Origin of the sequence: Streptomyces sp. NBC_01463 (genome assembly GCA_036227345.1) — a bacterium.
Taxonomy (GTDB): domain Bacteria; phylum Actinomycetota; class Actinomycetes; order Streptomycetales; family Streptomycetaceae; genus Streptomyces.
The window spans coordinates 7,642,641-7,655,117 of sequence record CP109468.1; the positions used below are offsets into that span (position 1 = coordinate 7,642,641).

At 69.4% G+C, this 12,477-nt stretch carries 7 protein-coding genes; 3 read left to right on the forward strand and 4 right to left on the reverse strand.

Annotation, left to right across the window (positions count from 1 at the left end; genetic code table 11):
* The first annotated feature begins 2 nt into the window (after positions 1–2).
* The 3 genes from OG521_33755 to OG521_33765 all read left to right on the forward strand — a co-directional run bounded on the left by OG521_33755 (position 3) and on the right by OG521_33765 (position 7,408).
* The gene (locus OG521_33755) at positions 3–5,192 is read left to right on the forward strand and encodes an acyltransferase domain-containing protein (GenBank protein WUW25458.1); all 5,190 of its coding nucleotides are present in this window, start codon (positions 3–5) and stop codon (positions 5,190–5,192) included.
* Positions 5,193–5,267: 75 nt separating this feature from the next.
* Positions 5,268–6,473, forward strand: a complete 1,206-nt coding sequence (locus OG521_33760; protein ID WUW25459.1) for an FAD-dependent oxidoreductase — start codon at positions 5,268–5,270, stop codon at positions 6,471–6,473.
* 173 nt (positions 6,474–6,646) lie between these two features.
* Positions 6,647–7,408, forward strand: coding sequence for a TetR/AcrR family transcriptional regulator (locus tag OG521_33765; GenBank protein WUW25460.1), 762 nt, complete (start codon positions 6,647–6,649; stop codon positions 7,406–7,408).
* Between the two features lie 92 nt (positions 7,409–7,500).
* On the opposite strand, the gene OG521_33770 is transcribed toward OG521_33765, so the two are convergent.
* The 4 genes from OG521_33770 to OG521_33785 form a co-directional block, all read right to left on the reverse strand.
* The gene (locus OG521_33770; protein ID WUW25461.1) at positions 7,501–9,096 is read right to left on the reverse strand and encodes an MFS transporter; all 1,596 of its coding nucleotides are present in this window, start codon (positions 9,094–9,096) and stop codon (positions 7,501–7,503) included.
* A gap of 142 nt (positions 9,097–9,238) precedes the next feature.
* Positions 9,239–10,789, reverse strand: coding sequence for an AMP-binding protein (locus OG521_33775; protein ID WUW25462.1), 1,551 nt, complete (start codon positions 10,787–10,789; stop codon positions 9,239–9,241).
* On the reverse strand, positions 10,758–11,642 hold the full coding sequence (locus tag OG521_33780; GenBank protein WUW25463.1) for a helix-turn-helix domain-containing protein: 885 nt from the start codon (positions 11,640–11,642) through the stop codon (positions 10,758–10,760). Before OG521_33780 ends, OG521_33775 begins: the two co-directional genes overlap by 32 nt.
* Before the next feature lie 29 nt (positions 11,643–11,671).
* Positions 11,672–11,908 (reverse strand): acyl carrier protein, encoded by a 237-nt coding sequence (locus OG521_33785; GenBank protein ID WUW25464.1) that lies wholly within the window; start codon positions 11,906–11,908, stop codon positions 11,672–11,674.
* Positions 11,909–12,477 lie beyond the last annotated feature (569 nt).

Sequence of the window (12,477 nt, forward strand, 5' to 3'; positions counted from 1 at the left end):
TCATGGAAACATCTGTAGAGCAGCTGGTCGCGGCCCTCCGCACCACCATGGTTGAGAACGAACGTCTCCGCGCGGCCAACGACCGCCTCACCGGCGACGCCACCGAGCCGATTGCGATCGTGGGTATGGCGTGTCGTTATCCGGGTGGGGTGGGTTCTCCGGATGAGTTGTGGGATCTGGTGGTGGAGGGCCGGGACGGTGTGTCGGCGTTTCCGGTGGACCGTGGGTGGGATGTCGAGGGGCTTTACGATCCGGAGCCGGGGAAGCCGAATCGTACGGTGACGCGTGAGGGTGGTTTCCTGTACGACGCGGCTGATTTCGATGCCGGGGTGTTCGGGATCTCGCCGCGTGAGGCGTTGGGGATGGATCCGCAGCAGCGGTTGTTGCTGGAGGCGTCCTGGGAGGCGGTGGAGAGTGCGGGGATCGATCCCCTTTCCCTGAAAGGCAGCCGCACCGGCGTCTTCGCCGGCGTCATGTACCACGACTACGGGCCGGGCACGAGCGACGGCAGCCTGGTCACCGGCCGGGTCGCCTTCACCCTGGGTCTCGAAGGCCCCGCGGTCACCGTCGACACCGCCTGCTCCTCTTCCCTCGTCGCCCTCCACTGGGCCGGCCAGGCGCTGCGGCGGGGCGACTGCTCGATGGCGCTGGTGGGTGGCGTGACGGTGATGACGACGCCGGACATGTTCCTCTACTTCAGCCACCAGCGAGGCATGGCGGCGGACGGCCGCTGTAAGTCCTTCGCGGCCGACGCCGACGGCACCGGCTGCTCGGAGGGCGTCGGAGTCCTCATGGTCGAACGTCTCTCGGACGCCCGCCGGAACGGGCATCCGGTGCTCGCGGTGATCCGGGGAAGCGCCATCAACCAGGACGGCGCGTCGAGCGGGATGACCACCCCGAACGGTCCGTCGCAGCAGCGCGTGATCCGTGCGGCGCTGGAGAACGCCGGGATCACGACCACGGACGTGGATCTGGTGGAGGCGCACGGCACGGGCACCCGGCTGGGCGACCCGATCGAGGCGCAGGCGCTGCTGGCGACGTACGGCAAGGGCCGCCCTGAGGGCGATCCGATCTGGCTGGGTTCGTTGAAGTCGAACCTGGGCCACACCCAGGCCGCGGCCGGTGTCGGTGGCGTGATCAAGGCGGTGCAGGCCATCCGTCACGGGATACTGCCGAAGTCCCTCCATTCACAGACGCGTTCGCCGCACGTGGACTGGGATGCGGGTGCGGTGGAGTTGTTGACGGAGTCGCGGGCGTGGCCGGAGCGGGATCGTCCGCGGCGTGCTGGTGTGTCGTCGTTCGGTCTGAGCGGGACGAACGCGCACGTGATCGTGGAACAGGCCCCGGTGACGGACGAGCCGGAGCCCGAAGCGGTGACCGGACTCCCCGTCGTCCCCGTCGTGCTGTCGGCGCAGAACGAGAGCGGCATTTTTGGCCAGGCCACGCGGTTGCTGGCACGGATGGCGGAAGAGCCCTCTGCTTCGTTGTTGGATGTGGGTTTTTCGTCGGTGGTGTCGCGTGGGGTGTTGGAGCATCGTGCGGTGGTGGCGGCGTCGGATCGTGAGGAGCTGGTGCGGGGTCTGACGGCGCTGGCGGAGGGCGAGCTGTCGTCTTCGGTGGTGCGGGGCTCGGCCCGGCAGGCCGGTGCCACGGCCTTCCTGTTCACGGGTCAGGGTGCGCAGCGGTTGGGGATGGGTCGGGAGTTGTATGAGGCGTTTCCGGTGTTCGCGGCGGCGTTCGATGAGGTCGTGGGCGAACTGGACGCCCGGCTGGGGCGTTCACTCCGTGAGGTGGTGTGGGGTGAGGATGCGGGTCTGCTGAACGGGACGATGTTCGCTCAGGCCGGGTTGTTCGCGGTGGAGACGGCGTTGTTCCGGTTGGTGGAGTCGTGGGGGGTTCGTCCGGACTTCCTGGTGGGTCATTCGGTGGGTGAGATCGCGGCCGCGCATGTGTCCGGCGCCCTGTCGCTCGGTGATGCCGCGGAACTCGTCGTCGCGCGTGGTCGCCTGATGCAGGGGTTGCCGGCTGGTGGGTCGATGGTGGCGGTGGAGGCGTCGGAGGCGGAGGTCCTTCCGTTGCTGAACGCTGAGGTCGGTATCGCCGCGGTGAACGGGCCTCGGTCTGTTGTGGTGTCGGGGGTGGAGTCGGCGGTTGCCGATGTGGTGGGGAAGTTCGCCGGTGAGGGCCGTAGGACGAGTGCGTTGCGGGTGTCGCATGCGTTCCATTCGCCGTTGATGGAGCCGATGTTGGCGGAGTTCGGGGCGGTGGTGTCCGGGTTGTCGTTCGGTGCACCGTCGATTCCCGTGGTGTCGGGTGTGTCGGGGGATTTGGCGGAGGACTGGGGTTCGGCGGAGTACTGGGTGCGGCATGTGCGCGAGGCGGTGCGGTTCGCGGATGCGGTGTCGTTTGTGGTGTCGCGGGGTGTGACGTCGTTTGTTGAGGTGGGTCCGGATGGTGTGCTGTGTGGGATGGCGCAGCAGTCGGTGGACGCCGAGCTGGCGGCAACGGTCTTCGTCCCGTTGGTGCGTAAGGGGCGTCCGGAGGTGGCCTCGACGGTTACCGCGCTGGGGCAGTTGCATGTGAGTGGTGTGCCGGTGGACTGGGCCCGGCTCTTCGAGGGGACGGGTGCGCGTCGTGTTGATCTGCCGACGTATGCCTTCCAGCGTGAGCGTTTTTGGTTGGAGTGTGTGGGTGGTGGGGATGCGGGTGGTTTGGGGCAGGTGGTGGTGGATCATCCGGTGTTGGGTGCTGCGGTGGCGTTGCCGGATTGTGGTGGTGTGGTGTTGACGGGTCGTTTGTCGGTGGAGGGGATGGGGTGGTTGGGGGATCACGTGGTGTTGGGGTCGGTGTTGTTGCCGGGGGCGGCGTTTGTGGAGTTGGTGGTGCGGGCTGGGGATGAGGTGGGTTGTGGGGTGGTGGAGGAGTTGACGTTGCGGGCGCCGTTGGTTGTTCCGGAGCGTGGTGGTGTGGCGTTGCAGGTGGTGGTGGGTGGTTCGGATGAGGTGGGGTCTCGTTCGGTGCGGGTGTTTTCGCGTCGGGAGAGTGCGGGTGCGGTTGGTGAGTGGGTGTTGCATGCGGAGGGTGTTGTGGGTGTGGCTGAACCCGCGCCGTCCTTCGACCTCACCGACTGGCCCCCGACCGGCTCAACAGCCGTACGGACGAGCGATGCCTACGAGCTGCTCCACAAGCAGGGTTACGTCTACGGCCCCGTATTCCGCGGACTCAAAGCCGTCTGGCGGCGCGGGGACGACGTCTTCGCCGAGGTCGAACTGCCCGAGCAGGCGCACGGGGACGCCGAACGGTTCGGTATCCACCCCGCCCTGCTCGACGCGACCATGCATGCCCTGGGAGTCGGCGAGGACGTCACGGGTGATGAGCCGACCGAGCTTCCCTTCACCTGGACGAATGTGTCCCTGCACGCCGCCGGCGCCCGTTCGCTGCGCGTGCGACTGTCGCCCCAGGGAGCCAGCAGCCTCAGGATGAGCCTGGCGGACCAGGACGGCGCGCCCGTGGCCACGATCGGCGGACTCATGTTCCGTCCGGTGTCGGTGGAGCAGTTGGTGGGGTCGGGTGGGGGTGGTGGGTTGCATGAGGTGGTGTGGCGGCCGTTGGTGGGTGCCGGCGCTGCTGTTTCGGGTGTTGTGGGTGGGGTGTTTGAGGTGCCGGTGTTGGTGGGTGTGGATCCGGTGGTGGGTGTGCGGTCGGTGTTGGGTGGGGTGCTTGAGGCGGTTCAGGGCTGGTTGGAGGGTGATGAGGCCGGTCGGTTGGTGGTGGTGACGCGGGGTGCGGTCTCGTTGCCTGGGGATGTGGGTGTTGATGTGTGTGGGGCGCCGGTGTGGGGGTTGGTGCGGGCGGCGGAGGCGGAGAATCCGGGTCGGTTTGTGTTGGTGGATGTGGATTCTGTGGGTGGTTCGTTCGCTGATGTTGCGGATGCGGTGGTTGGTTCGGGTGAGTCGGAAGTGGCTGTGCGTGGGGGTGAGTTGTTGGTTCCGCGGTTGGTTGAGGTGGGTGGGGTCGGTGGTGGTCTTCCGGTGGTGGTGCCGGGTGGGGTGGTGTTGGTGACGGGTGGGACCGGGGGTTTGGGTGGTTTGGTGGCGCGGCATTTGGTGGAGGTGCATGGGGTGCGGCGTTTGGTGTTGGCGGGGCGGCGTGGTGCGGAGGCTCCGGGGGTGGGGGAGTTGTGTGAGGTGTTGCGTGGGTTGGGTGCTGAGGTGTCGGTGGTGGCGTGTGATGTGTCGGATCGGGGTGCGGTGGCTGGTCTGGTGGAGGGTGTGGGTGCTGGTCTGGTGGGTGTGGTGCATGCGGCGGGTGCGGGTGACAACGGTTTGGTGGGGTCGATGGATGGGGCCCGGCTGGATCGGGCGTTGGGTGCGAAGGCGGATGGTGCCTGGTATCTGCATGAGCTGACGCGTGAGCTGGATTTGGCGTTCTTTGTGTTGTTCTCGTCGGCGGGTGGTTCGGTGCTGGCGGCGGGGCAGGCGAATTATGCGGCGGCGAATGTGTTCCTGGATGCGCTGGCGGTGCAGCGTCGGGCGGAGGGGTTGCCGGCCACTTCGCTGGCGTACGGGCTGTGGGACGTCGCCACGGGCCTGACCGAAGCCATCGAGGACGACGCCCGTCTCATGGCCGCACGGGGTCTGCCCGCTCTCGCCCCGGCCGACGCGCTCCGGCTGTTCGACGCCGGTCTGCGCTCCGGGCTGCCGGCACTGGTGCCGCTCGCAGTCGACGTACCGACCCTGAACGCGAAGCCGGGTGCGTTGCACCCCCTTCTGCGGGACATGGTCCTCACCGAGGCCGGTCCCGTGGTCCGGAGCCGCACGAAGAGCGCCGATCCCGCCGCATTGGTGGCACGCCTCGCCGACCTCGGCGCAGAGGACCGTGAACGGGCCCTGCTGGACCTGGTGCGCGGTCACGCCGCCGCCGTTCTGGGGCACTCGGGCGCCGAGGCCGTCCCGGCAGAGCGCGGATTCCTCGACATCGGATTCGACTCCCTGACGGCTCTGGAACTCAGGAACCGCCTGAGCGAGGTGACCGGTTGCCGGCTGGCGCCGACGCTGATCTTCGACTATCCCTCGGCCGCCGAGCTGGCCGCGCACCTGCGCCGGACCCTCTTCGGCGAGGACGTTCCCGCGGATGACCTCAGCGCGGCCACCGCGGACGAGCTGTTCGACATTCTCGACGGCGAGGCGTAGGGCCGCTCCCGGCAGGCCCTGCCGGGAGCCGCACCGGGCGCTCGCGTGAGCACCGACCGGAGACGAGGAGCGAGTGTGCTGAACCGGATAGTCGTCGTGGGCGCGGCGGCCGCAGGACTGACCGCGGTGGAGACGCTGCGGGCCAAGGGGTACGAGGGCAGGCTGACGCTCGTCGGCGACGAACGCCATCCGCCGTACGACCGTCCGCCCCTCTCCAAGGAGTTGCTGGGCGAGAGCTGGGAGCCCGCGGACACCTGGTTGCGCAAGGAAGACGTGCTGGCGGCCCTCGATGTCGATCTGCGTCTCGGCTGCCGGGCCACCGGCCTCGACCAGGGCGCCCGCACCATCGCCCTGTCCACCGGCGAGAGGCTGCCCTACGACGCGGCGGTCATCGCGACCGGTCTCCGGCCGCGCAGGCTTCCCTGCGGGGACGGATTGCAAGGCGTCCACGTCCTGCGGTCGCTGGACGACGCGGTCCGGCTGCGCGAGGCACTTGGGGCGGGGCGGCCCGAGGTGGCGGTGATCGGGGCGGGCTTCCTCGGTGCGGAGGTCGCCGCCACGGCGCGCGGTGCCGGACTCGGCGTCACACTGATCGACACGAACGACCAGCCGCTCGCTCGCCAGGTCGGTGCCGAGATCGGCGGGCTCGTGGCCGGCCTGCACCGTGACAACGGAGTACGGCTCGTGCTCGGCGCCGATGTCGTGGGAATGGCCCGGGACGGCACGCGTGTCCGCGGCGTCATGCTGTCGGACGGCGCCGTCGTCGACGCGGATCTGGTCGTCGTCGCGATCGGCTCCGTGCCCGCCGTGGACTGGCTCGCCGATTCCGGACTGCCCCTGGGTGACGGGGTCCTGTGCGACGCCTACTGCCGGGCCGCCCCCGGGGTGTGGGCGGCGGGAGACGTCGCCAACTGGCCCCACCCGATGGTCGCCGGTGCCCGGGTCAGGCTCGAACAGCGGACCAACGCCGCCCAGCAGGCCATGGCGGTCGCCGCCAACCTGCTGGCGGGTGAAACGGGAGCGAAGCCGTACACCCCCGTGCCCTTCGGCTGGACGCATCAGTTCGGGGAGAAGATCCAGACAGTCGGCTGGTGCCCGCCCGACGCGAGGACGGAGATCATCAGCGGTTCCACCGCGGACCGGGAGTTCGTCGCCGCGTACCACCGCGACGGTGTCCTCGTCGGCGGGCTGGGCTGGAACAGCGCGCGTGGCCTGCGGCAGTGCAGGCAGCTGCTCGGTCGGCCGTCGTCGGAGCTGACCGCCGCGGCGGCAGGCGTCTGACCAGCTGCACCGGGAGGCGGGCGTGGGTCGCCCGGTACGGCACCGTGCGCGGTGCCGTACCGTCTCTCCACCTCGGTCTCACACCGGCTCCGCGTACGGCGGACCCGAGGCGTATACGATGCTCTATGCGTGCGTGATACGCATGGAAAGGCTCTGATGAAGGCAGGCACGAGATGACGACTGGCGAAGAAACGAGCACGGAAGGCGTCGGCCTGCCGAACAGCATCGAGGTGCTCTGGGAACTGCGGAACCGGGAACAGCGCACCGCGCGTACCAGTCTGAGCGTCGAGCGCATCGTGACGGCCGCGATCGAGTCGGCGGACGCCGACGGTCTCGCCGGCCTGTCCATGTCCCGCGTGGCCAAGAGCCTCGACTTCGGCACCATGTCTCTGTACCGCCATGTGTCGAGCAAGGACGAGCTGCGGCAGCTGATGCTCGACATGGCCTACGGCACCCCGCCCCGCATCGACACGGCAGACGGTGACTGGCGTGGCGGGCTGGAGCAGTGGGCCCGCGCGTTCCAGGAGGTCTTCCGCCGGCACCCGTGGATGCTGCAGATCTCGGTCAGCGGACCGCCTCTGGAGCCGGGGCAGCTCAGCTGGCTGGAGTGCGGCCTGCGCACGCTGGGCGGTACCACCCTGCGGCCGGACGACAAGCTGTCCGTGATGATGCTGATGATCGGCTACGTGCGCAACAACGTGCAGATGTCGCTCGGTGTCGTCACCCAGGACATCAGCGACACGGACCTGATGGCCAACTACGGCCGTGCGCTGGCCAAGTACGCCGACTCCGCGTCCTTCCCCGCCCTCGTGGAGCTGCTGGAGGCCGGGGCGTTCGACGAGCCCGAGGACGACTTCACCTTCGGCCTTCAGCGGGTTCTGGACGGCATCGAGGTGCTGGGCCGCATCCGTAACGGCGAGCAGCCGCTCACCTGACAGCCTTCCGGCCACGTGCGTGGAAAGGGGCTGGTCGCCCACCCGACCGGGTGGGCGACCAGCCCCTTTCCACGCACGTAGCCCGCGTCGGTTCAGCCCGCGGTGGGCTGCATGCGCTTGGGGGAGGGCACGGTCGCCGGAGCGTCGATGTCGTAGGGGTCGATCGGGTCGCCCGTCTCGATCGGCACCTTGCGCAGCAGTACGGCGACGATCGCGGCCACCACGACCATGGCGGCGGCCCCGGAGAGCGCTGCCACCTGGAGGCCGTGGGTGAAGGCCTCGCGGCTGGTGGCGAGCAGTTCGGCGCCGACCGCGGCCGGCTGCTGGGCGGCGACGGTGGCGGCACCGCCGATCGTGTTGCGTACCGCGTCCAGTGCCTCTCCGCCGAGACCGGCCGGGTTCGCCGCGTCCATGTCATGCCGATAGATGGCGGATCCGATGCTGCCGATGACGGCGAAGCCGAACGCGCTGCCGAACTCGGTGAACGTCTCCGAGGTGGCGGTGGACGATCCGGCGTGCTCCTTCGGTGCGGAGGTGACGACGATCTCCGCGGTGAGCGTCTTCGAGGCCGTCATGCCGGCGGCCATCAGTCCCACGCCCACCAGGAGGAGGGCGACGTTCGAGTCCACCGTGAGCCGGCTGAGCACACCGAATCCGAGGGCCATCACGAGCATGCCGCTGGCGACCAGATAGACCGGCTTGACCTTGCGGGACAGGGCCGAGACGAGGCCGACCGCGATCCCGATCGCCGGCATCACCGCCATGGACCACAGCGCCGCCCGGAAGGGTGTCATGCCCAGCACCATCTGAAGGAACTGGTTGGTGAGAATGCTGATGCCCATGAACGAGAACATCACCATCAGGTTGGTCAGGATCGCCCCGGTGAAGCCGCCGTAGCGGAACAGCGAGATGTCGATGAGCGGGTGCGACGTCATGCGCTGACGCTGTACGAAGGCGACGAGCAGGACCGCGCCGGCACCGGCCCAGATCGCGGACTCGCCCGACCAGCCGTCCACGGCCAGCTCCTTGAGGCCGTAGATGAACGGCATGATGCCGGCGATCGAAAGGAACGCGCCGAGCACGTCCAGCTTGCCGCGCGAGGGGTCGCGCCGCTCCGGCAGCAGGATCGGGGCCAGGATCAGCACCAGCACCATCACCGGGGTGTTGATCATGAAGACCGAACCCCACCAGAAGTTGTTCAGCAGCAGACCCCCGACGACCGGCCCGAGGGCCGCCCCGGTGGCGAGGGTGCCGCTCCAGGCGGCGATGGCCGACTTGCGCTGCTTGGAATCGTGGAACATGTTGCGGATCAGGGCCAGGGAGGTCGGCGTCAGGGTCGCCGCGCCGAGCCCCAGCAGGGCTCGCGCGCCGATGAGCATCTCGGGGGTGTCCGCCGTGGCGGCGAGTGCGGACGCGACGCCGAAGACCAGGGCGCCGACGATCAGGAGCTTCCGCCGGCCGAAGCGGTCGCCGACCCACCCCATCGTGATCAGTGCGCCGGCCAGCACGAAGCTGTAGATGTCCATGATCCACAGCAGCTGGGTGGCGCTCGGCTTCAGGGACTCGCTGATGGGTGTGATCGCGAAGCCGAGTACGGAGATGTCAATGGCGATCAGCAGGGTGACCAGGACGATCACCACGAGGCCGAGCCATTCCTTGAGCCCCGCGCGGGGCTTGATTTCTGTCATGGCGAACGTCCATGCCTTCCTGCATCATGACCCTGAGTACGTAACACGCTGAGCGTATCAGGTACGCGTGAGCGTGTCGCGTACTCATTGGCGTGCTCATCCGTGGCCGGCCGGGTTCCGGAGACCCTGCGCCGCCGGGACTTCAGTGCGGACGGCCGAGCAGTTCCATCGCCCGGTGCAGCAGTGCCCGTCGGTCGATCTTCCGATTGGGGTTGAGCGGGAACTCCGTGAGGTGGAAGAAGTGCTGGGGGAGTACGGCCCGGGGGAGGGTGCTGCTCAGCTCGCGGGCCAGGGCGACGGGTGCGACGCGCGCTCCGGTGTGGAAAGCGGCCAGCGTGATGCCCTGCTCGGAGGGCACCGGCACCGCGATGGCATCCTCCACCCCCGGGCACCGGCGCAACGCCTCGTCGATCTCCGCCAGTTCGATCCGCACGCCACGGACCTGGACCTGCTGATCCAGCCGGCCGAGGTAGAGCAACTGTCCGTTCTCACCCACACGGATCCGGTCGCCCGTCCGGTAGTAACGGACCCCGTCCCGGTCGAGGAACCGGCCCGCATCGTCGGCCGGGTCCAGATACCCGGCCGTCAGCTGCGGGCCCGCGACGCACAACTCGCCTTCCAGCGGGTCCCGTTCGCCGTCCTCGCCGATCAGCATCCAGGCGTGGCCCGCGTGAACCGGCCCGATCGGGACTACACCCGCGACCGAGATACCGGGCGACGTCCCGGGCGACCAGCGATGCCGCGTGATGGTGATCGTCAGCTCGGTCGGGCCGTAGAGGTTCTCGACGGCCGAACCCGACGCCGCGTGCTGCCAGTCCGTCACGTCCTGACAGGTCACCGCCTCGCCCGCGAAGAAGCTCCAGCGCAGTGAGGGCAGGGCGTCGACCGTCAGCCGGCCGGTCCGCCGGACCAGGCCGATCACGCTGGGGGTGGAGAACCAGACGGTGATGCCCTGCTCGGCGACGAAACCGGGCAGGTCCCGGTAGGCACCCGCGGGAACGGCCACCAGCGTGGCACCGGCACCCCATGCGCAGAACAGGTCGAACATCGCGCAGTCGAAGTTCAGATCGAAGTTCTGGGAGAACACGTCGTGCGGCCCGAAGTCGTACCGCGCGTCGAGCAGGCCGAAGTAATGGGCACCGTTGGCATGCGTGACCGGCACGCCCTTGGGCCGTCCCGTGGAGCCGGAGGTGAACAGCACGTAGGCGACGTCGTCGGAGGCGACCGGGTGCGGGCACGCCAGGCGTGCCGCCGAGTCGGGGGAGACCACCCCGGCCGCCCCGTCGGCACCCCCGTCCAGCAGGGCGGGAAGCGCGACGCCTTCCGCGCGCAGCTTCTCCAGCGCCGTGACCGCCTCGGCGTCCACGATCAGCGCCTCCACCCCCGCAGCCTCCAGCATCTGGAGCGTACGGAGAACAGGGAAGGAAGGCTGTAGCGGCACCATCGGCACCCCGGTGAACAGGCAGGCCAGGATGGACGTGTAGGCGTCGAGACCCTTGCCCGCGAGCACGCCCACCGCGGCCGGGCGCTCCGGGAGCGCGGCCAGGAGCGAGCCCGCCCAGGTCAGCGCCCGGTCGTGCAGCTCCCGGTACGTCAACGAGGCTTCGCCGGCCCGGACGGCCACCCCTTCCGGGGACCGTGCCAGTCCGCGCAGGAAGCGGTCATAGAGAGCGTGGGCCGATGTCTGGTCCATGAGTGTTCCCCGGATGGCGATGGATGGGTGAGGTGGGGCGGTGCCCGGTCCCGGCGAGCCGCAGGAGGACCTCGGTGGGGTCGGCCCAGGGGCGGTTGGCCGGCGCGTGGTGCAGGGAGACCCGGGGATTCCTGACGAGCCACTCGCGTACGCCCCTGGACCGCACCGCACCTGTCCCGTTCAGGAGTACGTGCAGCCTCGGGTAGGGGTGGGCCTGGGCGACGGAGTCCAGGAGGTGCAGGAAGGCGGCCGGTGCCGCGGCGCTGTCGGCCGCGGGCCCGGCCCGGTCGACCAGCAGGGGCCGGAACCGCTCCTCGGCCCGGCACCCCGGCCGCTCGTCCGCCCGCAGAACCACGGCGTTCCACGACGCTGTGCGAAAGACACCGACGACCCCTCGATGGACACCGGGCGGCAGGGGTGGCACGGCGGGCAGCTGGAAGGCCTCGGGGCGATGCGGCCGTACCCCCCACTTGCGCCACACGCGCGACACGGTGGTGTGGGCGATCCCCAACTCGTCGGCCAGCAGCCGCGAGGACCAGTACGGAGCCCGCAGCCGGGCCGGGGGCCTGGCGCCGTCGGCAAGCGTGGCGACGAGCACCGCCACCTCGTCCACCGTCGCGGGACGCCCCGGCCGGGGCAGATCGCCCAGCGCCGCGATACCCGAATCCGCATAGCGGGAACGCCACTTGATGACGGTCGGCCGGGAGACCCGCAACTGGGCGGCGACCTCCGTGTTCGAGATGCCTCCTGCGGCGAGCAGCACGATCCGCGCCCGCCGGACGAGCCCGGCGGGCGCCGTCGACATGCGGGTCAGAGCCTCCAGTCGGGCCCGGTCGCCCTCGTGCAGTCGCAAGGCCGGGACGCTATGCATGACAGCGGTCCTCAGCGCAGACGTTGCAGCGCGTCCCAGAGGACGTCCGGGGTCTCGAATATCTCCAGCGAGAGCGCCTCGTCGCGGAAACGCACGTCGTAAGCGGCTTCGAGGCCCGCGAGAAGTTCGATCATGCCCAGCGAATCGAGGCCGTAGTCGCGCAGTCTCATGTCCTCCGTGATCGGCTCGTCCGGAGGAAGGAAGGAAAGCTGCTTCCGAAGGAGAATGTCGAACTGTTCATCCCACATGAGGACTCCGGTTTCAGGCGCGAAGGGGTTGAATGGTCGCTCCGGGATCGCCGGACCGCTGGACGGACCGGAACGGAGACGGGAAGCGGTCGGCCGCCACGACGCCGGCCGGAAATTGCGAAGCAGCCGGCCGCCCGCGAGCCCGGCCGGAAATGTGAGGAGACCGACCGCCCACGAGCGCGGTCGGAAAGGGGATACCGGGCCCCGACGCTAGTCCCGGCGGGCCCGAACGAGTACCCCTACCCGCCCCTATGAAGGCGTCGCGCGAAGGACGCTCCACAAGCGGATGCAGGGCAGATCCTCCGTGGCTGCCCCTGTTCTCGCAGGTGAGGACGGTCTGCCGGCCCCGGTCCACAGCGAGTCGCCCGCCCCGACGGCCCGGCGACCCCACCCCGGCTCTGGGGTGACGGAGGCCGGGCAGGGGCCCGATTGTGGGGACCCCGGCCACGACTAAGGGGTGGGCAACAGGTCCGTCGGCACCGTAATTTTCCGAATGGCCCCACACTTCATTCTCTTCATCCGCTCATTCCGCCATTGGCTCGGGTCCGCGGTCCGCTGAACGTCATGAC

Bases quoted from the DNA above. Each gene is read 5' to 3' on its own strand.
- OG521_33755 (WUW25458.1), top strand. From the start codon at position 3: ATGGAAACATCTGTAGAGCAGCTGGTCGCGGCCCTCCGCACCACCATG.
- OG521_33765 (WUW25460.1), top strand. From the start codon at position 6,647: ATGACGACTGGCGAAGAAACGAGCACGGAAGGCGTCGGCCTGCCGAAC.
- OG521_33770 (WUW25461.1), bottom strand. From the start codon at position 9,096: ATGACAGAAATCAAGCCCCGCGCGGGGCTCAAGGAATGGCTCGGCCTC.
- OG521_33775 (WUW25462.1), bottom strand. From the start codon at position 10,789: ATGGACCAGACATCGGCCCACGCTCTCTATGACCGCTTCCTGCGCGGA.
- OG521_33785 (WUW25464.1), bottom strand. From the start codon at position 11,908: ATGTGGGATGAACAGTTCGACATTCTCCTTCGGAAGCAGCTTTCCTTC.